This window comes from Streptomyces sp. NPDC059010 (assembly GCF_042740355.1).
In the GTDB taxonomy this organism is placed as follows: Bacteria; Actinomycetota; Actinomycetes; order Streptomycetales; family Streptomycetaceae; genus Streptomyces.
Genome location: NZ_JBHYJA010000044.1, coordinates 24,369 through 45,921, shown reverse-complemented (window position 1 = coordinate 45,921; position 21,553 = coordinate 24,369). Strand labels below are relative to the sequence as shown.

At 70.4% G+C, this 21,553-nt stretch carries 16 protein-coding genes and 1 pseudogene; 4 read left to right on the top strand and 13 right to left on the bottom strand.

Features of this window, described 5'->3' with window-relative positions; all coding sequences use genetic code 11:
* Positions 1–6: 6 nt before the first annotated feature.
* Positions 7–192: a hypothetical protein gene (locus ACFWYS_RS35935; RefSeq protein WP_384778191.1), complete on the bottom strand. Its 186-nt coding sequence runs from the start codon at positions 190–192 to the stop codon at positions 7–9.
* A 267-nt stretch (positions 193–459) separates the two neighbouring features.
* Here ACFWYS_RS35935 and ACFWYS_RS35930 point away from each other — a divergent pair, with 267 nt between their 5' ends.
* Entirely contained in the window at positions 460–915 is a 456-nt protein-coding gene (locus ACFWYS_RS35930) for a hypothetical protein (protein WP_384778188.1), read from the top strand.
* A gap of 37 nt (positions 916–952) precedes the next feature.
* Here ACFWYS_RS35930 and ACFWYS_RS35925 read toward each other — a convergent pair whose 3' ends face one another.
* From ACFWYS_RS35925 to ACFWYS_RS35905, 5 genes are all read right to left on the bottom strand, one after another.
* Entirely contained in the window at positions 953–1,954 is a 1,002-nt protein-coding gene (locus ACFWYS_RS35925) for a DUF6215 domain-containing protein (RefSeq protein ID WP_384778185.1), read from the bottom strand.
* A 249-nt stretch (positions 1,955–2,203) separates the two neighbouring features.
* Positions 2,204–4,390 (bottom strand): MMPL family transporter, encoded by a 2,187-nt coding sequence (locus ACFWYS_RS35920; RefSeq protein ID WP_384778182.1) that lies wholly within the window; start codon positions 4,388–4,390, stop codon positions 2,204–2,206.
* 16 nt (positions 4,391–4,406) lie between these two features.
* Entirely contained in the window at positions 4,407–4,610 is a 204-nt protein-coding gene (locus ACFWYS_RS35915; protein ID WP_384778179.1) for a hypothetical protein, read from the bottom strand.
* 135 nt (positions 4,611–4,745) lie between these two features.
* On the bottom strand, positions 4,746–5,414 hold the full coding sequence (locus tag ACFWYS_RS35910; RefSeq protein ID WP_384778176.1) for a response regulator: 669 nt from the start codon (positions 5,412–5,414) through the stop codon (positions 4,746–4,748).
* On the bottom strand, positions 5,411–6,571 hold the full coding sequence (locus tag ACFWYS_RS35905) for a sensor histidine kinase (protein WP_384778173.1): 1,161 nt from the start codon (positions 6,569–6,571) through the stop codon (positions 5,411–5,413). The genes ACFWYS_RS35910 and ACFWYS_RS35905 overlap by 4 nt, the downstream gene beginning before the upstream one ends.
* Before the next feature lie 205 nt (positions 6,572–6,776).
* On the opposite strand from ACFWYS_RS35905, the gene ACFWYS_RS35900 reads away from it, so the two are divergent.
* Positions 6,777–8,528, top strand: coding sequence for a cellulase family glycosylhydrolase (locus tag ACFWYS_RS35900; RefSeq protein ID WP_384778170.1), 1,752 nt, complete (start codon positions 6,777–6,779; stop codon positions 8,526–8,528).
* A gap of 102 nt (positions 8,529–8,630) precedes the next feature.
* Entirely contained in the window at positions 8,631–9,692 is a 1,062-nt protein-coding gene (locus tag ACFWYS_RS35895; protein WP_384778167.1) for an AraC family transcriptional regulator, read from the top strand.
* 42 nt (positions 9,693–9,734) lie between these two features.
* Here the strand turns inward: ACFWYS_RS35895 and ACFWYS_RS35890 are convergent.
* The 6 genes and pseudogenes from ACFWYS_RS35890 to ACFWYS_RS35865 form a co-directional block, all read right to left on the bottom strand.
* Positions 9,735–11,167: pseudogene (locus ACFWYS_RS35890) on the bottom strand (aldehyde dehydrogenase family protein).
* Positions 11,164–12,039 (bottom strand): SDR family NAD(P)-dependent oxidoreductase, encoded by an 876-nt coding sequence (locus ACFWYS_RS35885; RefSeq protein ID WP_384778164.1) that lies wholly within the window; start codon positions 12,037–12,039, stop codon positions 11,164–11,166. Before ACFWYS_RS35885 ends, ACFWYS_RS35890 begins: the two are co-directional and overlap by 4 nt.
* Positions 12,036–13,382, bottom strand: coding sequence for a flavin-containing monooxygenase (locus ACFWYS_RS35880; protein ID WP_384778161.1), 1,347 nt, complete (start codon positions 13,380–13,382; stop codon positions 12,036–12,038). Before ACFWYS_RS35880 ends, ACFWYS_RS35885 begins: the two co-directional genes overlap by 4 nt.
* A 204-nt stretch (positions 13,383–13,586) precedes the next feature.
* Positions 13,587–14,546 carry a hypothetical protein gene (locus ACFWYS_RS35875; protein ID WP_384778158.1) on the bottom strand — a complete coding sequence of 320 codons (960 nt, stop codon included), beginning with the start codon at positions 14,544–14,546 and terminating at the stop codon, positions 13,587–13,589.
* Positions 14,547–15,128: 582 nt separating this feature from the next.
* Positions 15,129–16,322 carry an MFS transporter gene (locus ACFWYS_RS35870; RefSeq protein WP_384778155.1) on the bottom strand — a complete coding sequence of 398 codons (1,194 nt, stop codon included), beginning with the start codon at positions 16,320–16,322 and terminating at the stop codon, positions 15,129–15,131.
* 114 nt (positions 16,323–16,436) lie between these two features.
* Positions 16,437–19,652, bottom strand: coding sequence for a bifunctional cytochrome P450/NADPH--P450 reductase (locus tag ACFWYS_RS35865; protein WP_384778152.1), 3,216 nt, complete (start codon positions 19,650–19,652; stop codon positions 16,437–16,439).
* 205 nt (positions 19,653–19,857) lie between these two features.
* Between ACFWYS_RS35865 and ACFWYS_RS35860 the strand changes: the two genes are divergently transcribed.
* Positions 19,858–20,445 carry a TetR/AcrR family transcriptional regulator gene (locus ACFWYS_RS35860; protein WP_384778149.1) on the top strand — a complete coding sequence of 196 codons (588 nt, stop codon included), beginning with the start codon at positions 19,858–19,860 and terminating at the stop codon, positions 20,443–20,445.
* Positions 20,446–20,543: 98 nt separating this feature from the next.
* Here ACFWYS_RS35860 and ACFWYS_RS35855 read toward each other — a convergent pair whose 3' ends face one another.
* Positions 20,544–21,428 carry a non-reducing end alpha-L-arabinofuranosidase family hydrolase gene (locus ACFWYS_RS35855; RefSeq protein WP_384778146.1) on the bottom strand — a complete coding sequence of 295 codons (885 nt, stop codon included), beginning with the start codon at positions 21,426–21,428 and terminating at the stop codon, positions 20,544–20,546.
* Positions 21,429–21,553: the final 125 nt, after the last annotated feature.

The following is a 21,553-nucleotide window of genomic DNA, read 5'->3' as shown; positions in this document are numbered from 1 at the left end:
GTACGCTCAGCCCTTCTTGGGGCGGGGGGTCGGCGGGGACAGCAGCAGCTTGGTGTCTGCGGAGAGCAGCGCCAGTGCGGCACACTCCCGGCTGTCACGGTAGACGCCGTCGGGTTCGGCGGGGTCCAGTGCCGCTTCGAGGTCGCTCCGGACGCCCGTGAGTTCCTCGATCGTCTTGTCGATGGAAGGCATATCACCATCTCCTCTGGGGTCAGCCATAGCCTCCACAACCAAGGTCACCACATACCCACAAACGCCGCATCTTTTCCCACAAGACACGACAGGACCCACCGTCGACATTCCGGACGGGAGCGTGGGCGGTCTCGCACCCTGAATCCGTCGCGCCGCGTGGTGCAGGCATGCACCGAGAGTGTCCGCACGGGCCGTCCAACTCGGCGCCGACACGCCCGAGTTGCATCGCCGACGGCGAGGGCACCTCTCCGCACTAGTGTCAGGCGCATGCCATCCATGATGATCATCACGAAGTCCCGCTTAGCCACCCTCGCCATCGCCGCGAGCGCCTTCACCATGATCGCGAACAGCCCGGCGTACGCCTGGCCGACCGAGCAGGACGTCGCCACCGCCCGCCCGAATCCGGACGGTGTCCCCGACTGCGCCCGGGCCACCTCCGGCGCGAAAGCGTGCTTCGACGAATTCGGCGACTGGTTCTACATCACCGACCGGCAAAAGGACGGCTATTCGGCCGTCGCCCTGTGGCGGGTCAAGGACGCCAACGGCAGCGTCATGCGCGGCGGGAACGTGTGGAACCGGGACGGTGCGCGCACCACCCGGTTCAAGAACAAGGACCTGCCCGAGGAGTACTACGTCGACTGGGCGTCCTGCGTCGGCGACTACGCCACCAAGGACATCCTCGAAGACGCCTGCGGCCCCATGACGCGGATCATCAACAACTGAGGGGCCCCACCCGGGCGGCCCATGGGGTGTGGACGTCTCAGCGACGAGCCCGTTCGGGAATCTTCGGGAGAACCTTCTCGGCGATGTCGAGGAGAACCCTGTCGTCCGGGAGCGCTCCGGTCGTGCTCCACACCGTGAAGTCGCAGTAGCCGCCCCGGTCATCACGGTCGAGGGCCACGGTCAGCGTCCTGGCCAGGGGGCCGTCCTCGACGGGTCCGCCGGATCCGGCGGACCCGTCGCCTCCGAGGCTGATCTCCAACTTCATGGTGTGATCCGAGGAGAAGATCGCGGGCCGGCCGAGAACCTTCAGCGTCCTGACGTCCCTCTCGTCCCCGTACTTCATCAGCTTCACGTACTGGTCGGTCGTCAGGTCGTTGTAAGTCGCCGAGACATTCACGGTGTACGTCTCGAACCTGACCTCGGCCTCCGGCAGGGCGACCCTCTCATCAGTGAGGGGAGCGGTGTTGTTGGTGCCGGAAGCAGAGCTCGCGGTCTCTTCAGGCGTTCCGAGGAGTGTGGCGAGGTCTGGCCGGTTGAGCACCTTGCACAGCTCTTCACCGGTCACGGGCCGGGGCGTCTTCTTGAAGGCCTGCGGCAGTTCCTCCTCTTCCCCGTCCGAACACGAGGCGGTCTGCTGGGCGGTGTCGTCGGACGGCATCATGTCTGGGCCCAGCCACAGCACGGCGGCGACCGCCCCGAACACGGCCACGGCCGCGACGGCCTGGACCCACGCGTTGTGGTCCTTCTCCGGAGTACTCGGGCGGCTGGGAGGCGGCACCGCTGCGGCCGGGGCAGCAGCGGCCGCAGCCCCGGCGGCGGAGGCCGCCGGAGCCGGGTTCCGGCGTGCGCGCAGAGCCCGGACCACCACCTGGACGCGTATCGCGGTGAACACGAGGAACACCACGCCGAGACCGATCGCGACCCAGTCCTGGTCGCCGACGCCGAGATACATGATGCGTACGCCGAGAACGGAGCCGACGATGATGAGCAGAGGCTCCCGGACCCAGAAGGGCAGGAGACGGAGGAGGAAACCGAGCACCCGGTGATCTCACCAGGCCAACCGCACATTCGCCGTGGTGGAAGCCACAGTTCCGCACCCGTGTGCGACCTGCGGTAACCAAGTGCCGCCGACACCCAGGGCCGACTTGACCGGCCTGTGCCGGATTTACCGGATTGGCGGTGCCGTTGTGCGCACCGCACTGGCTTCAGGGCTGCGCACAGCTCTCGACCGTAACTCAAGCCGAGAACTGTGCGTGGTGCCCCTCGGCAGCTGTCTCTCAGCCAGGTGTCAGCTGTCCGCGGGATGTTCGAGCGCCACCTTCGGCAGCCACCGGGCGAGCGGGGCGGGCAGCCACCAAGCCCACTTGCCCATCAGCTGCATGAGGGCCGGGACGATCAGACAGCGGATGACCAGGGCGTCCATCAGGATCGCCACCGCGAGGCCGAGGCCGAACTGCTGGAGCATCCGGTCGGCACTCAACATGAAGGCGCCGAACACCACGATCATGATGGCCCCCGCCGCCGTGATCACCTTTCCGGTGGAGGCCAGTCCTTCGCGTACCGCGACGGAGTGGTCCTTCGTACGCTCCCACTCCTCATGGATCCGCGAGACCAGAAACACCTCGTAGTCCATGGAGAGCCCGAACACGATCGCGAAGATGAGCACGGGGAGAAAGGCTTCGACCGGGCCCGGCTGGACCCCGAACAAGCCGTGCTGGAACACGAGGGTCATGGCGCCGAGCGCGGCGGTGATCGAGAGCAGGTTGAGCAGGGCTGCCTTGACGGGGATCAGGATCGACCGGAAGACCAGCATCAGCAGCAGCGACGAAAGACCGACGACGACGGCGACGAAGAGTAGCAGCCGCTCGGAGACCGTGTCCGCGAAGTCCTGGGAGGCGGCGGTGGCTCCGCCGACGAGGATCTCGGCGCCGGTTTCGTGCTCCGCCTTCGGAGCCACGTCGTCGCGCAGATGGTGCAGGAGGTCGGTGGTGCCCTCGTCCTGCGGTGCCGTCTTCGGGTAGACGATTACGGTGGACAGGGCGCCGTCCTCGGAGGGCATCGCGGGGCTTGCCGCCGCCACACCCTCGGTCTTGGCCAGCTCCAACTGGACGGCCCTGCCCGCTGCTTCGTCTCCTTGCGTGACGACGACCAGTGGACCGTTGAACCCCGGGCCGAAACCTTCGGCGAGCAGGTCGTACGCCTGCCTGGAGGTCGTCGTCCTCGGGTCGTTGCCGGCATCGGCGAAGCCGAGGCGCATCCCGAGCGCCGGTGCGGACAGAGCCAGCAGGGCGAGGACGGCGACCAGCAGAGACGGCAGCGGGCGGCGCTGCACGGCTGCGGCCAGCGCCCGCCAGCGGCTGCCCTCGGTCTTGCCCTTGGCCTCGGTCCTGGCCGCGTGCTTGAGCACATGGCGCTGGATGCGCCTGCCGAACAACTCCAGCAGGGCCGGCAGCAGGACCAGCGAGGCGGCCATGGTGGTCAGCACGGTCAGGGCCAGGGCGAGGGCCACGCCCTGCAGCGAGCCGAGGCCGAGCGCGACCAGGCCGAGGAGGGCGATGATCACGGTGCAGCCGGCGAAGAAGACCGTGCGGCCGGCGGCGTCCAGGGCTTTGCGGCCGGCTGCGGCCGGGTCGGCGCCCTGAGTGAGCTCGTGCCGGTAGCGGTAGAAGATCAGCAGGGCGTAGTCGACGCCGACGCCCAGTCCGACGAGCATCGTGATGGGCGGCGTGAAGTCGGCGATGGTGAAGACGTGCGAGGCGAGCACGATCAGGCCGAGGGCGGAGCCGACCGCGAAGAGTGCGGTGAGCAGCGGCACGGCGGCCGCCACGAGTGAGCCGAAGAGCAACCCGAGGATGACCAGGGCGGCCCCGATGCCGGCCAGTTCGGCGGTCGGGCTCCCCTTCTCCTCGGCGCCCCGCACGGCCTCACCGCCGACCTCGACCCTCAGACCGTCCGCCTCCGCACTCTGGGCGGTGTCGATGATGGCGGTGACGTCCTCCTTCGGCATGGCCTCGGCCTTGGCGTCGAGGGTGACGGTGGCGTAAGCGATCGTGCCGTCCTCGGAGACGGCGGCGGAGTCGGCGTACGGGCTGCGCACATCGGCGACACCCGGCAGCCGTTCGACCTCGGCCAGCATCTTCTCCACGACCGCCTTGGCGGCGGCCATGCCCTGACTGTCCTTCAGGACGATGTCGACGCTGTCCCCGGCCTGGGCGGAGCCGTGCTTCGTGAACAGGTCGGTGGCCGCCTGGGAATCGGTGCCCGGCAGGGAGAAGTCGTTCCTGTACGCGGAGCCGGCGGCCTGCGATCCCAGCGTGACCGCGACCAGCACGGCCACCCAGATCAGCAGGGCGGCCCAGCGGTGGCGCTGTGCCCAGCCGGCCAGGGATCCGAACCGTCCGCCGCTCGGCCGGTCCGGCCGGCCCGGCGCTGCGGGTGGGTTAAGAGGCGCGGCTGTGCCGCGGGTGGAGGACATGGGTGACACCTCGGATTCAGCGTGAGTGGCCTGGCGTGACGAACGCGCCCACCACGGCGCCGCAGAGCGCGGGCAGGCCGATCGCCAGGACGGCGAACACGACATCGACCTCCACGGCCAGCGCGCCGGCGGCCGAGACCAGCAGAATTCCGGCAGCGGCCCCGACAAGCGCGCCGACGATCGCGGCTGCGGCCCGTCCAGGGAAGGGGGGTGCGTTCATGGCCCCGATCGTGCCTGCGCGACGGGGGCCGAATCGTCCGTCTCCGGCCGACACCCGTCGTACCCCAGGGGATGTACGGCGCCGCCGCGCGGTACCCCAGGAGTTGCGAGGAGCCCGCGGCCGGCCGGGTATCCCCTAGTCCGCCAGCCAGCCCGGGCTGACCAGACCGGACTCGTACGCCAGCACCACGACCTGCGACCGGTCCCGCGCCCCCAGCTTCGCCATGATCCGGCTGACGTGCGTCTTCGCCGTCGACGGTGCCAGCACCAGGCGCGCCGCGATCTCGTCGTTCGTGAGCCCCGCCGCCACCAACTGCATGACCTCACGCTCTCGTTCGGTGAGGACATCGAGCCGGGGATCCGCCCCGGGGCTCTTCACCCGGCCCGCGAACTCGGCGATGAGCCGCCGTGTGACCGACGGGCTGATCAGTGCGTCACCGCGGGCGGCGACCCGCACGGCCTGCAGCAGTTCCTCCGGCTCCGTGTCCTTCACCAGAAAGCCCGTCGCCCCGGCGCGCAGCGCCCCGTACACGTAGTCGTCCAGATCGAAGGTGGTCAGGATGACCACCTTCACCGACGCCAGCCGCGCGTCCGCGGCGATCGCCCGGGAGGCTTCCAGACCATCCATCCCCGGCATCCGGATGTCCATCAGGACCACGTCCGGCTGAAGCTCGCGGCAGGCCGAGACCGCTGCCTGCCCGTCCGCGGCCTCACCCACCACCTCGATGTCGTCCTCGTCCGCGAGGATCGACCGGAACCCGGCCCGCACCAGCCTCTGGTCGTCCGCCAGCAGGACCCTGATCATCGGTCGCTCTCCTCCATCGGCTGTCCTTTGCTCCCGTACGGCAGCCGGGCCCGTACCGCGAATCCGCCCTCCGGCCGCGCACCCGCGGCCAGCTCGCCGCCCAGTGTCCGCGCCCGCTCGGTCATGCCGGCGATCCCGCTGCCGTCACCGGCCCCGGCCGGGCCGGCCGCCGCGCCCCGGCCGTCGTCCTCGACGGTCAGGGCCAGCTGCTCGTCTCCGTAGTGGAGCCGGACGGTGACCCGCCCGGCTCCGCTGTGCTTGGCGGCGTTGGTCAGTGACTCCTGCACGATCCGGTACGCGGCCAGGTCGACCGGGGCGGGCAGCGGGCGTTCCGCCCCCGTGCGTTCGATCCGCACCGTGAGCCCCGCCGGTCTCGCCGAGGCTGCCAGCTCGTCCACCCGGGCGAGTCCCGGCGCGGGTGCCGTGGGCGCTTCCTCATCGACCCGGCGCAGCACCCCCAAGGTGGCCCGAAGCTCGCGCAGGGTCTCCCGGCTGCCCGCTTTGATGGCGCCGAGCGCCTCCCCGGCCTGCGCGGGATCCTTCCTCAGCCGATGCAGCGCCGCACCCGCCTGCACATTGATCATCGAGACGTTGTGCCCGATCACGTCGTGCAGCTCGCGGGCGATGCGCAGCCGCTCCTCGGTGGCCCGCAGCCGTGCCTCCTCCTCGGCGTAGGCCGCCCGGCCGTGCCGCACCGTGCCGAGAGCCACGACGGCGACCAGCCAGCCGGCGAGCATGAACACCGCCGTGCCGCCGATGTCGCTGCTGCCCGCGAAGGTGCCCGCGGACATGCCGATCACCATCGCCGCCGCGATGGCCACAGCGGCCTGCAGCCGGCCCTGGGCCGCGATGGCGTACAACGCCACGATCGGCACCACCACCAGCGGACCGTCGGTTTCGCTCAACAGGTGGTAGCCGCCCGTGGCCAGCGCCGTGAACCAGCCCACCGCCACCGGATACCGGCGCCGGAACAGCAGTGCTCCGCACACCGCGGCGATCAGCAGCCAGGACGCGATGAGCGAGGGCGTCGAGCACTCTCCACTCCGCAGCAGCTGCCCCTCCGCGACCGCGACCAACACGAACGTCCCGAGGGCGAGTGCGGCGTCGGCTCGGGCGCCACGGAGCAGCGGGAAACGGAGCTGGTCGAACGGGGGCACGCAGTCATTCTGCCCGTCATGCCGATCCGAGGAGGCCGGAGCCCGCTACCCGGCACACGCACCCGGCCCCACGAGGTGAGCAGCCGGCCTCTCTGCCGATGGCGGGGACCGTATCTGTGCATTGTCTGTGATCGACGGCAACCTCCTGCCCCATCGCCGGCCACTAAGGGGCGACACCGGCTCGGTCTTCCAGAACGGATGAGCAATGAACAAGCAGCAGGCCCCACAGCACCGCCGACGCCGGCTTCGGCTCGCAGTGGGTACACCGCTGGCGCTGATCGCCGCGGGCGTCATCGCCTACGGCACGGTCTTCGGGGCGTTCGGCGACGACGCCAAGCCCGAGGCGTCCGCGGCGACGGCCGCGGTTCCCGACAGCGCGATGGCGGCCGTGGCCGCGATGCAGCCGGGATGGAACCTGGGCAACACACTGGACGCCATCCCCGACGAGACGTCGTGGGGTCAGCCCCGCACCACCAAAGCCCTCCTGGCCAAGATCCGCGCCCAGGGCTTCAAAAGCATCCGCATCCCGGTGACTTGGAGCGACCACCAGGGAGCCGCGCCGAACTACACCATCGATCCGGCGTACTTGAGCCGGGTCAGGCAGGTCGTCGACTGGGCGGTCGACGAGGGCTTCTACGTCGTCCTCGACGTCCACCACGACTCCTGGCAGTGGGCCGGCAAGATGTCCACCGAGCACGACAAGGTGCTGGCCCGCTTCGACACGACCTGGAAGCAGCTCGCCACGGCGTTCCGGAACGAGTCCGCCAAGCTGGTCTTCGAGAGCATCAACGAGCCCAAGTTCGACAACGCCGACAACGCGCGCCAGGCCGAGCTGCTCAACGAGCTGAACACGTCCTTCCACAAGGTCGTGCGCGCGTCGGGAGGCAACAACACCAAACGCCTGCTCATGCTGCCCACCGAGGTCTGCACCCCCGACCAGCGGCTGATGGACAATCTGGCCACCACGATCAAGTCGCTGCACGACCCCCGGCTGGTCGCCACCGTGCACTACTACGGCTACTTCCCGTTCAGCGTGAACGTCGCCGGCGCCACCCGCTTCGACGCGCAGGCCCGCGGAGACCTGGACAAGACGTTCAAGCGGATGCGCGACACCTTCGTCGCCCGGGGCATCCCCGTCGTCCTCGGCGAGTACGGCCTGCTCGGCGACGACCACGGTCCCGGCGCCGTGGAACGCGGCGAGATGCTGAAGTACTTCGAGGCGCTCGGTCAGGCCGCCCGGAGCAACAAGGTCACCACCGTGCTGTGGGACAACGGCGCCTTCTACGACCGCGCCAAGCAGCAGTGGAAGGACCCGGCGCTCTTCCGCCAGATCAAGTCGAGCTGGACGACGCGATCGGCAACCGCCTCCTCGGACAGCGTCTTCGTACCGAAGTCCGGTCCCGTCAAGGACCGTACGCTCACGCTGAACCTGAACGGGACCGCCTTCAAGGCTCTCAAGCAGGGCACGACCAAGCTGGCCAGCGGCCGGGACTACACCCTCTCCGGCAACCGGCTCACCCTTAAGGCGACCGCTCTCACGCGGCTCGTCGGCGACCGTTCCTACGGGGTCAACGCGACGCTCCAGGCCGAGTTCTCCCGAGGCGTCCCCTGGCGGATCCAGGTGATCTCCCACGACGCCCCGGCGGAGTCGAGCACGACCGGAACGGCCGGTTCGTTCCGCATCCCCACGCAGTTCCGGGGTGATGTGCTGGCGACGATGAAGGCCGAGTACGCCGACGGCGGCAACGCCGGTCCGACCAGTTGGACTCCGTACCAGCAGTTCAACACCGCCTTCGCGCCCGACTACGCCAAGAAGGAGATCCGCCTCACCTCCGCCTTCCTCGACGCGGTGAAGGACAACGCGCGGGTGAAGCTCACCTTCCATTTCTGGAGCGGCGCGACGGCGACGTATCACGTGACCAAGTCGGGAAGCGCGGTGACCGGTACGACGTCCTGAGCTGAGGCCACCGCCCCCCCCGGGAGGCTCCCGGGCGGGCGGCCCCGGACCGGACCCTTCTACTGTGTCCGCAGCGAGCAAAGCCCGGTCACGAGGAACGCCATGTCCGAAAGCCCCGCCCCGGCGCAGTCCCCGGGAACCAGCCGCAGCACCTCGGCGACCATCCCGCCGAACATTCTGCGCTGTCTCACGCCGGTCACCGACGGCTACGGAGTCGACCTACGGCCCGAGCTGAGCCGGGTCGGGCTGGACGAGGCGATGATGGGCTCGGCGGCGCTGCGGGTCTCCTACCGCCAGGGCAGTGCCGTCATCCGGCGTGCGCTGGAGCTCACCGGTGACCCCCACCTGGGGCTGCGGGTGGGTGCCGCGCAGCACCTGACCTCCTGGGGCCTGCTGGGGTTCGCCCAGATGGCCGCGGAGACGCTGCGGGAGGCCATCGAGACGGGCGTGCGCTTCCAGAACCTGTCCGGGGCGATGGTGGTCTGGTCGGCGGAGCAGGAAGAAGCGGGCTATGTGCTGCGGGCCGAGCTGCCCGACCCCGCTCTCGATCCGGCGGTCGCGGTCTTCCTGGCGGAGGAGGCGTTCGCCAGCGTCGTCGCCCTCACACGGCTGAGCTCCGGGGAGGAATTCGCCCCGCAGAGCGTCGAGTTCGCCTTCCCCGCCCCAGGCCGCATCGGGCCGTTCACCGACCTGTTCCGCTGCCCCGTACGGTTCGGCGCCGCGCATAACCGCCTGGTGTTCCCCACGGCATGGGCCGGGCGGCCGATGCCGGGCCGCGACCGGGTCACCTACACCGGTGTCGTGGAGCTGCTGGCGGAACAGGTGGCGTCGAGGCGCGATCAGCAGGATCTGCTGGAGATGCTGGAGATCTCGATCGCGCAGAGCCTGCCCGACGTTCCGTCCTTCGTCGAGCAGGCCCGACGGCACGCCTCCAGTGAGCGCACGCTGCGCCGTCGGCTGGCCGAGTGCGGAACGACGTACGAAGCGGTCGTCGACGGAGTGCGCCGCGAGCGGGTCGAGCAGCTGCTGCGCCGACCCGAGCTGACCCTGCGGGACATCGCCCGCCAGGCGGGCTTCTCCGACGTACGGGCACTGCGACGGGCGGTGCACCGCTGGCACGGGGTGAGCCCGGCCCGGCTGCGCGAGGAGGGCCCGGAACATTGACGGGAGTGCCCACGCCCATCAGCGGGCCACCGGGCCTCCGTGTCAACGTGTGCGGATCCAGATGGTCTTCTCCCTGGTCCACTGCGCGAAGGCGCCGGTGGACTTCTCCGCGCCGCCGAACCCCGACTGCTTCCACCCGCCGAAGGGGGTGGTGATGTCGCCTTCGCTGTAGGCGTTGACGGAGACCACCCCGGCTTCGATGCCCCGCGCGAGCCGGAGCGCGGCGTCGAGGTCGCGGGTCCACACCGAGGCGGCGAGCCCGTATTCGGTGGCGTTCGCCATCCGCACCGCCTCGTCCTGCGAGGTGAAGGTCTGGACGGTGACGACAGGGCCGAACAGCTCCTTGGTGAGCACGTCGCTGCCTTCCGGGACCCGGCTGATCACGGTGGGCGGGTAGTAGGCACCGCGCGGCGGCAGGCCGTGCGGCAGCCCGCCGGTGTGGATGTGGGCTCCGGCGGAGCGGGCCGCGTCCACCGCCGTCGCGACCCGGTCGAAGGCGGCACGGCTGATGAGCGGCCCGACCTGGGTGCGTGCGTCGGCGGGATCGCCGATGGTGAGGTTCTTCGCGGCGGCGGTGAACCGGTCCAGCACCTCCTCGGCGATGCTGTGGTGGACCAGGACGCGGGAGCCGGCGGTGCAGTTCTGCCCCATGGTCAGGAACGCGCCCTCGATCATGTTGTCGATCAGTTCGTCGCCGTAGTCGAGCGCGTCCGCCATCAGGACCTGGGGACTCTTGCCGCCCATCTCCAAGGAGACCCGTTTGAAGTTGGTCTCCGCCGCGTCGGCCAGGATGCGGCGTCCGGTGGCGGTGGATCCGGTGAACGACAGTGCGCGCACGAGGGGGTTGCGGGCGAGCGCCGTACCGGTGACGGTGCCGTGGCCGGGCAGCACGGTGAGCACACCGTCCGGCAGGCCCGCCTCGGCCGCCAGAGCGGCCAGGTGCAGGGTGGAGCGCGGGGTGGCCTCGGCGGGTTTGAGCAGCAGGGAGTTGCCCGCGGCGAGCGCGGGCCCGACCTTCCAGGCGGCCATCGCCAGCGGGTAGTTCCAGGGCAGGATCGCGGCGGCCACCCCGACCGGTTCGCGGCTCACCAGGCCCAGGCTGTCGTGACCGGTGGGGGCGACGCGGCCGAAGACCTTGTCGGCCGCCTCCGCGAACCAGCGGATCGACTCGATCGCCGCGGGCACGTCGCCGGTACGGCACTCCGTGATCGGCTTGCCCGCGTCCTCGCAGTCCAGCCGGGCCAGGAACCCGGCGTGGCTCTCCATGAGGTCTGCCAGGCGCAGCAGGACGGCGGCCCGCTCCCGCGGAGAGCGGCCGGCCCACACGCCGCTCTCGAAGACCTTGTGTGCCCCCGCTCGGCGGCCAGCACGACGTCCTGTTCGCTCGCCGCCGGTACGGTCGTGATCAGCTCACCTGTCGCGGGATTGACGACGTCGAGCGTCTCAGGGTCACCGGTGATGTGCGTTGCGCTCATGCTTCCTCCACCAGTTCCCACCGGCCGCCGGCCTGGCGGGCCAGTCCCCTGCGGCGCAGGTCCTCCAGATAGCGGGCCATACCTCGCTCACCGCGCTTGCGGAACAGCGGGAAGAGCCGGGGCAGCAGGTTCGGCGCCAGCAGCGCGCACCGCACCAGCCGGGACTCGCCGGGCCTGGCGTAGGACTCCAGGCGGGGCTTGTCCAGCAGGCTCACAGCCGCTCGGACGACATCGGACGGCTGCTGCGGCGCGTCCTGGAACTGCATGGAGTTCCCGCCGTCGACGGCCTCCTGGCGCAGCATCCGCGTATCGGTCGCCGACGGCAGCACCGAACCCGCCATGATGCCCTTGTCCCTCAGGTCGAGGCCGATGGCGAGCATCGCTCCCCGCAGCCCGAACTTCGCGGCGGTGTAGATGGGGGTCTCGCCCAGCGGGAAGATCCCGCCGAGGGACACGGTCGTGATCACCCGGGGGTCGCCGGACGCCCGCAGCAGCGGAATGGCGAGCCGGGTGGTGACCAGCGGGGAGACCAGGTTGAGGTCGATCTCCAGCTCGATGCTCTCGACGCTGCGCGCGTCGAACCGTTCGGAGCTGGTCATCCCCACGTTGTTCACCAGGACGTCGATCCGGCCATGGGTGGCCGCGACGCCGTCGAGCATCCGCTCCACCCCGGCACGGTCCAGCAGGTCGCAGCCGAGCCCCAGGTGCCCGCTCCCCGGCAGCTCACCGGCGGTCCGCCTGGCCCGCACCTCGTCGATGTCGACCACGACGAGCCGGGCACCGCCCGCGGCGAAGCGGTGGCACAGGGCGCTGCCGATGCCTCCGGCGCCGCCGGTCACCAGGATGACCTTGTCACGGAAGTCGTACGTCATGACGCCACCGCCTCCTGCCGCGGGGACGTGGCCCGAGGCGGCAGGCCCGCGGTACGCCAGCCCATCCCTTCGGCAACCTTGCCGAGGTACTTCACGAAGGCTTCGCTGTGGACGTAGCCGGTGTGGCGCGGTGAGTCGACGAACTTCAGTCCGCCGGACAGGTCCGGCCGGTCGCCTCGGATCATGCGGGTGAACCGGTCGGCGGTCGGCAGCCCGGCCCCCGTGTCCCGGATGAACGAGGCGATCAGCTGAGCCTGGCTGTCGAAGAGCTGGTAGGCGCCGGAGTTGGTCTCCACGAAGCCGACGCCGAACAGGCCATCGTGCTCGCGGGAGAAGGAGGACAGGTAGAGGTCCGGGTGCTGCTCGTCGCCGAAGTACCGCTGCGCGACAGGGACTTTGTGGACGTATCCCGTGGCCAGCAGGATCAGGTCGAAGTCGTCGCTGGTGCCGTCGGTGAAGCGCACCGTGCGGCCGTGGGTGTGCTCGATGCCGGGCCTGGCCGTGATGTCCCCGTGCTGGAGGTGGTGGATCAGCAGCGAGTTGAGGGCGGGGTGGGTCTCGAACAGCTTGTGGTCGGGCTTTTGCAGACCGAGCCTGCGCGGGTCGCCGTTGAGGAGCCGCAGCAGGCCGCCGAACAGCCTCTGCTCCAGCCACATCGGCAGGTGGGGTCCGCCCGCGGCGATGGTGTCCACCGGCCGGCCGAACAGGTGCTTGGGGATGAACCAGTAGCCGCGGCGCATGCTGATCGCCGCGTGGTCGGCGGCCCGTGCCGCGTCGCAGGCGATGTCCAGCCCGGAGTTCCCCGCGCCCACCACCAGCACCCGCTTGCCCCGCAGTTCGGCACTGCTGCGGTAGGTGACCGTGTGGCGGACCTCGCCGGTGAAGTCGCCGGGCAGATCGGGGACGTTGGGGTGCCACTGCGCCCCCGTGCAGACCACGATCTGCCGGTGCGTGCTCGCCCGGCCGTCGGCCCGGGTGACCGACCAGGTCCCGTCCGGATTCTTCTCGACGCCGCGGACCTCGGTGCCGAACTCGATCCGGTCCCGCAGCCCGTACGCCTCGGCGAACGACGTCAGGTAGGACAGGATCTGCCGGTGCGGCGGATAGTCGGCGAAGTGGTCCGGCATCGGATAGCCGCCGAAGCCGGAGAGGGTCTTGCTGGAGATGAAGTGGGCCGACTCGTACATCGGGCTGCCCGGGTTGTCGATGTCCCACAGCCCGCCCGGTCCGGTGTGCCGCTCGATGTGCGTGTACGGCAGGTCGCGCTCGGAAAGCGCCCTCGCGACCGCCAGTCCCGCGGGTCCCGCACCGATCACACAGGTGTCGTACTGGTTCTCGCTCACCAGCCCGCCTCCTTCCTCGGATGTCTCAGGTGCCTGGAACCTATGCACCGGACGGCCGGCGGGAACTGACTCCTACGGCCACAGAGGGGACCGCAGCGGCCAGCGGGAGGCCGCCGCTGCCCGGGGCGCCGAAGAGTGCGGCCCCCTCGGTACGGGGTACCGAGGGGGCCGCGGGTGCCGTACGGGCGGTGTCGCCGACGGTGTCTAGCCGTGGTCCCGGCACTGGTTGGACGGGTCGCAGGGGCGCGTCCACGGGTTGGCGGCGAGGGCGGGCGTGTTCAGGTCCGTGTCGAAGTGGAACTGGGCGGCCGGATCGTCGGCGGGCTGGTACAGCCGCCGGTTGATGTGGTTGGGGTTGGGCACCCACTGGTCGTAGGTGAAGGTGGCGGTCTCCGGCCTGAGCCTGTCTCCGTCGGCGGTCGCCGTCGTCCGGTAGATGCGGACGCCGGTGATCGCGTAGTTCGGGATCTGGTGGGTGTAGGCCCACTCGTCCTGGCTCGCGTAGTGGTTGTACAGATCGGCGTTGCCCCGGATCTCGTCGGGGACGTACAGCGCGTTGGGCGCCCACGTCGGGTCGATCGTGTAGACGAAGGTCTCGGCCATCACCTCGTGCGTGGTCGGCAGACAGCGCGCCATCAGCCAGTTCCCGATGCCGGGGATGAAGCCGTAGAGCGCGAGCTCGCCGGACGAGCAGCGCGGCTGGGCCGCCACCGTCGCCAGGTTGGCCAGACCCTGGCTGCGCGCGAACTGCTCCGCCACGCCCACGGTGCCCGTCGTGGAGACGTAGCCGCTGTTCATGGCCCGGTCCCCTTGGACGTGGGCCTGGAGGTCGTAGTTGGTGCCGCGTGCGGTGAAGCCGTTGTTGAAGATGTCGTTCGGCTCACGGGAGTCGCCGCGGAAGAGGTCGCGGGGGAACGACCGCTCCGACAGGAGGTCGTTGTTGTGCAGGTTGGGGCAGGTCCCGGAGGACGACGCCTCCCCCGAGCCGGCCCCTCCCGGGCAGGGGAAGTCATCGGCGTGGGCGCTCGGCAGCGAGCCGAGGGGGCCGGCGAGGGTGGCGATGAACGCGAGTATGAGCGCGGTCAGGACGGATGCGATCGTGTACGTGCGGGGTCGTTGATGGGCAGTCCCTGAGGGTGACGCCGTGACATCTGTTCGGATCATGCGCTCTGATCTCCAGACGGTTGGTTGCCGGAACTCGGGAACATCCCGGGCCCCTGCCTCACGCCGGCAACCGGAACGTTGTTCGACACCCGCCTGCCATCAGGAAAATCAAAGGGCCGGACGTGGTACTGGGTGCGCTGGGAACCGTGCCGTGCGTGAGAGCCTCCGGCGGCACAGGGGGGAGAAAAATGTGCCGCCGGAGGCTGGGCCCGTCGGTCGGCACTAGGGGGGAAGCGTGCCGCCGTCGGGCTGTGGGTGCCCGCTCACCGGACCGCCGGGCGTGTTCGACGCCGGGGGTCTGGGCCGGCGATACCCAGACTGGCGGGCACGGCGTTGATCGGCACCCCGGTCGATCACAAAAATCAACCGCCGCAGAACGGACGTCGGCGTCATCGATTCTGTGTCGCTGTCATCGGAACCACACCGGGGCGGAGAACGTCAGCAGGCAGGGTAGGGAGCACTCCCAAGAAGCCGTTCGCTCCAGTCATGCTCGTACGTCGGCGACGTCCCGTATCAGAAGGTGTGCGACCAGTGAGGCGATGACTCGGTCCCGGGTTCGGCCGGGCTCCTCGGCCGGCATGCTCACCCGGTCTCGGCGGAGGAGGGAGCGAGCCCCTTCTCGGGCGATGCCTGCGTGCCGGCCACCGTCATCCGCAGCAGGGGCAGCGAGGCGACGACGGTGCCGAGCGCCAAGGCGATGCCGAGCACGTCGGCCCCGGCGGCGTCGAGGACGGCTCCGACGGCCAGGGGTCCGATGCCGGTGCCCAGGGCGCCCGCCCCGCTGAGGGAGGCGACCAGGCGTCCGGTCGGGTCGATGAGCGCGGCGGCGGCGAGCATCTGCACCAGGACGGCCAGCTGGCAGGCCTGCCAGAGGACGGCCGCGACGGTGAAGAGCACGGGGTCGTGGGTGAGGACCAGGACCGCCATCGCGAGTGCCTGCGCCGTGACGAAGACGGCCATCGACCGCATGCGCCCGAAGCGCCGCGCCGCAACCGGCCCCACCGCCGCGCCGACGAGCGCCACGACGCTGGAGATGGCGAGGACGGCCGACACGGCCGAGTGGGACATCCCGGTGTGCTGACGGCCGAGGACCGAGGCGTACGACCACGCGCCCTGGGTGACGGTCCACAGGAGTGCGGTCCCGAGGAGCAGCACCACGGACGGCTTGGCCGCGGTCGGCTCTGCCCTGCCGGCGGGCCCGGTGTCCGCTGTGGCGGGACCCTCCGGGAGCCGTCGTACCAGTGGCCAGGCGGCGAGACAGCACAACGCCATGAGCAGGAAGCCGGCCCCCTCCCCGAGGTCGTGGTTGGCCGCGGGGACGCCCATGATCAGCAGTGCCGTCACCCCGACCGTGCCGGAGATGGTGACGGCGGACGCCTTGTCGGCGTCGTCGGTGGCGGCGAGCGCCGCCGTGGCCGCCGCGTAGACCGCGCCGAGCCCCGCGCCGAGGACCAGGTTGGCCAGGACCAGGGTCACCGGGTCGACGGCCGCCGCCGCTCCGAGGAAGCCTGCTCCCGAGAGGGCGAGGCCCAGGCGGGTCATCCGCACCCGGCCCGGCCGCGCGGCCCGCTTGGCCAGCAGCAGCGTCACCACCGCCGTGGCCATCAGCTGGCTCGCGGCCACGATCCCGGCGCCGGAGTCCGAGAGTCCGAAGCGGGTCGCGAAGTCGTCGACGAAGACGGGCATCACGTTCGCGCCGCCGTTGCCGAGGGTGACTCCGGCGATGAGCGCCACCGCCACCCCGAAGGTCAGGGCGGAGGCGCCGCGCGCGTTCACCGGACGCTCCGCTGCGAGGAGTTGGGGACTACCGCCGTTCCTCGGCGCCGGGCCGAGTGTGCAACAAGCATGAGAGCCTCAAGTCGGGTTCGGTTCGATGGACACCTGCGGTGGTCAGCCGGCCCAGACGTCTTCCACGTAGTGGCCGGACTCGGTCAGAGCGGCCAGCCAGGCGGTGGCCTCGTCGTCGGCCGCGCCGGTGCGCCCGCGGTAGATCGCCATGAAGGCCTCCCGCACCGCCGGGGCCATGCGACGGCCGTCTCCGCAGACGTAGACACGCCCACCGGCCTCCAGTACCGCCCAGACCTCGTCGCTCTCCTTCGCGATGCGGTCCTGGACGAACCGGGCACCGTCCTCGGGGGCGCAGGAGAAGGTGGGCCGCATGCTGACGGCTCCGGCTGCCTCGGCCGTCTCGAACTCGGTTCGGTGGAGGTAGTCGACGTCGGGGTGGTCGCAGCCGAAGTAGCACAGCAGCGTGCCGGCCGACCGGGTGTGGTGGCGGTCGAGGACGGCGCCGCGGAAGGGCGCCAGACCGGTGCCCGCGCTGACCAGGATCACCGGCACCGACTCGTCCTGCGGCAGGCGGAAGTCCTCGCTGCAGGGCAGCACCCTGGCCTGGACGGTGTCGCCGGCGTGCACGGTCTGGAGGTAGTGCGAGGCGATGCCCAGGAACGTGCCCTCGCCGCCCCGGTGCGGCGCGGCGAGCAGCGACACCATCAGGTCGGCCTCGCCGGGTGCCGCTTCGGCGGACGAGGAGATGGAGTAGTGCCGCGGGCGCAGCACGGGCAGCAGTTCAAGGAAGCGTTCGAAGGGCAGCTCGCAGGCGCGGTAGCGCTCCAGCAGGTCCAGGACGCTGCGTCCGGCGGTGGTCACCTGCTCGCGGAAGGCCTCCGGGTCCGCCGCCGCGAGTTCGGCCAGGGGCCGCTTCTCGGGCGGGCAGGCGGTGTGCTCCGCGAGCACCGCGACCTGCTCCTGGGTGGCCGCGTCCTGCAGTTCCACGAAGTCGGTGAGCAGGCGGCGCAGGGTCAGCGGCCGGTCGACGGGCAGGGCGCCCCGGGTGCGGCGGCGTGCGCGCAGGCGCACGGTGCGGTCCAGGTCGAGGCCGAAGCGGTCGGCCACCCGTCGTACGAGGACGTCCGGGTTGCTCGGGAGCACGGCCAAGTGGTCGCCGGTGCGGTAGGTGACGCCCTCGGGCAGCCGCAGCCTCAGGAATCGCTTGGAGCGGCCCAACCCGTTGCCCATGTCGACCAGTTCGTACGCGTCGAGCACCTCCATGGGCTGTACGCCGTGGCGTGCCGTGAGGCCGCCGATGACCGAGTCGGTCGCGTCCTCCAACTCGTACAGTCCCGCTTCCTGGTCAGCGGCCGGCTCCTGCGCCGCTGCGGCGGCTCCGTACCGCTCCAGCAGGGCGGTCCACAGGTTGCCGGTCCACCGGTCCACGGTGCCGGCGAAGTCGCCGGCGGCGTCCGCGGCGCCGCGCTCCAGCAGTGGGGTGGCGCCCGCGGCGGTGAGCCGCTCGTCGATGAGGGTGGGGACGCGCTGGTAGGTGGCGGCCCAGTTGCGGTCGCCGACGCCGAGTACGGCGTACTGGAGGCCGTCGAGCGCGCCGGGCTCCAGGCCCTCCAGCCATGCGACGAATTCCGTGGCGTCGTCGGTGGGCCTGCCGTTGTAGGAGGCGGCCACGATCACGACCGGTCCGTCACCCGGGGAGAGCTTGCCCACGGCGTCGTCGAGGGGAGCGACGGACGGGGCGAAGCCGTGCTCGTCACCGTCCGCCGCCAGGTCGCGGGCGATGCCCGCACAGGTGCCCAGGTTGGAGCCGTGCAGGAGGGTCAGCGCGGTGCCGGTGGCGCGCCGGACGCCGAGCCCGTCCTGACCGGCGGGAGCGCTGCTCGCTGCGACGGGTGCGGCGGCGGGCAGGCGGCGCTCCCCGGCGGCACGCCGGGCCAGGTTCAGCGTGAACTCGTCGGGCTTGAGGGTGAGCGACTGCTTGATCTTCAGCTGGTAGTTGGTGTGGTCGATCAGGCGGTAGCGGTGGATCAGCAGCGCGAGGACCAGCGTCGCCTCGTGCAGCGCGAACTGGCGGCCGATGCAGGCGCGTTCGCCGCTGCCGAACGGCTTGAACAGGTGGACCGGCCGCTCCTCCTCCCGCTCGGGCAGGAACCGGTCGGGGTCGAACAGCTCGACGTTCTCGCCCCAGGCGGGGTCCCGGTGCAGCTGCGGGATGAGCACCTGGATCGAGTCGCCCTTGCGCACGGCGTACTTCCCGCCGATGACGGTGTCCTCCAGCGGCTCCACGGCGTACGCGGGGGCCGTCGGCCACAGCCGCAGGCCTTCGTTGAGCACCTGGCGGATGTACGTCAGCCTGCCGATGTCCCCGTAGTCGGGCTCGGGGGCGTCGGAGTCGCCCCACAGCGCGTCGACCTCGGCCTGGGCGCGGGCGAGGACCTCGGGGTGCTTGGTCAGGTAGTACAGGGCGAAGGACAGGGCCCCGCTGGTGGTCTCGTGCCCGGCGATGAGGAACGTGATCGCCTGGTAGCGGATGTTGACGTCGTCCAGGGGCTCGCCCGTGACCGCGTCCGGGGTGTGCAGCATGCGCCCGAGCAGGTCGTCGGTGCTCGGGTCGCCGGAGGCGCGGCGCTCTCGGATCACGTCGTCGACCAGATCCTTCATCAAGGTCACGTCGTTGCGGAACTGCTCGGCCTGCTTCCACTTGAAGAGCTCCGCGCCCGGGATGGACTCTCCCTTGGCCTGGGCAAAGCCGAGCGCTCGCGACAGGGCGGTGACGAAGGGGTGCGGCTCCTCGCGGCCGAAGGAGTCGAAGTCGTAGCCGAAGCCGCACAGGCCGATCGTGTCGAACGTCAGCCGCGTCATGTCGCCGGCCACGTCCACGGGCTCCGTCCCGGCCGCCCGGTCCCACTTCCCGATCAGCTCCCGGGCCACCTTGAGCATCGTCGCGTGGTAGCCGCGCATCGCGCCGAGCGAGAAGGCCGGCATCAGGATGTCGTGCGCCTTGCGCCAGTTGGGCTCGTCGTTGAAGGCGGTGAAGAGCCCGTCGCCGCCGATCTCGCGAAGGATCACGAGGTCGGGGTGCACGTTCTTGCGGAACCGGCTCTCGTCCGCCAGCTCGGTGACCAGGTCGAGGCCGGAGGCGAAGTTGATCTCGTTGCCGAAGATGCGGAGCTTGAACAGCGGTCCCAGCTCCTTGGCCTCCTTCATCACGTAGAGCAGGCCGTCGGCGCCACCGGGGATGTCAAACGCGTGACCGACCAGGGGCAGGGCCGGGCGCTGTGGGATCGGCTCGGTCGCGGGCAGGGTCTCGTGGGTCATGAGCTTGCCTTTCGTTCGGCGGAGGCTGTCGCTGGCCAGAACCGTACAGGCGACATTGTCAGTCGACAATGTCGATCGATCGTGTTGACTGACACAGTCGACTGATGGAACCCTCGGAGACCTTGAAACGTCCGGCCCACCCAGGCCGTGAATCTGACCTTGTCGAGCGACCTGTTCGCCAGACTGAGTCGCTTAGGATGCCGTCATGGCTCATGTATCCGCGGCTGAGCGCCGCCCCCAACTGATCAAGGCCGCCATCGACCTCATGAGCAGGGAGGGCGTTGCGGCCGGCAGCACTCGCGCCATCGCCGCCGAGCTCGGCGTGGCTCAGGCGACGGTGCACTACACCTTCGGCACGAAGGAAGATCTGTACCGGGCCGTCATGGAGCAGCTCACCCAGGACCTGATCACCCAGGTGGAGCGGGCGGCGCCCACGGACAAGGGCTTCGAGGACACGATCGTCACGCTCGCCGAGGCCCTGTGGCACACCGTGCTCGCACAGCCGGCGTCGTACCAGCTCCTCACGGAACTGTCCATGTTCGCCCTGCGCACGCCCCATCTCCAGGAGGCCCTGCAAGGCCACACCCGCGACGTCTCGGCCGTGACGGCGAAGCTGATCAGCGAGGCCGCCGAACACACCGGGCACCAGCTCGCCCAGCCCGCCGAGACGATCGCGAGGTTCTTCCTCGCGGGCTTCGACGGGCTGACGATGCAGCACCTCTCACTGCCGGACGAGGACGCCGAAAGGGTCTGCCTGCGGGCTCTGATCTCCGCCGTGCTGGCCATGGCCTGAGGGCGCCGGCGACCGGTGGGAGCGCGCGAACAGCACGTCACCCCGCCGGGCCGGCCGCCCGGCGGGGTGACGTGGATACTCGATGACGGTTCGGGCCGTCAGCAGGTGGAGTTGGTCTGGGTGAGCAGGCCCATCCGCCAGGGCAGCGAGTTGTAGTCACCGCCGGCCTTGGGGTCCAGGCCTTGGTAGACGTACTGCATACGGCAGGGGTCGATGGGGAGGGTCTGGTCGTTGCCGGCGCGGACCATCTCGCCGTGGCTGATGTCCTCGGTCCAGGCGCCGCCCGGGAAGGTGACGTTGCTGCGGCCGGCGAAGGGTTCGTCCCACGTGTGGGCGAGGGGGGTCCAGCCGCCGGTGAGGCTGGTCGAGGTGAAGGAGCGGAAGTGGCGCCGGCCCGTGTTGTTGCCGATGGCCTCCTGAAGGAGCAGGTACTGGTTGGTGCCGGCGACCTTGTACACGTTGGTCGCCTCGAACAGGTTGTTCTTGGTGTCCGACATCACGATCTGCGTGTTCCCGAAACCGTTCGGGAAGTTCCCCAGGCTGGTCTCGGCACGGTAGATGTGGCCGTTGTCGTCGCTGAAGAACAGGTGGCAGTTGGCCGAGTCGCAGATGACCCAGAAGTCGATCCAGGTGCCGTTGCCCTTGTTCTCCGTGACGATCGGCGGCTCCTTGTCGATGAAGGTGCGCGGCGCGGACCACGACTTCGGGTCGGCGGGGTTGGAGCTGGTGGAGTAGGTGGGCGCGGGGCTCTGGTAGACCATGTACCAGAGGTTCTGCGGCGCGAAGTAGAACACCTGGGGCGCGGCCCGGTAGCCCGGTCCCATCGGCGACTGGTCCAGGTACGAGTGTTGTGCCGACCCTGCCTGTGACCAGTCACCGAAGCTGAACTGCTCCAGCCCGTAACCGAAGTTCGGGCCCACGGCCGAGGCGTAGACCAGCCACTGGTTGTTGTGGCGGATCACCGAGAAGTCCTTGATGGCCACGGCGTTGGGGGGGGGGGGCGGGGGGGGGGGGGGCCGCGCCCCCCGCGGGGGCCACCAGGAAAAAAAACCCCCCAGGGCCCCCCCCCCCCCCCAAACCGCGCGGCAACACTTCAGCACCTCGGTTG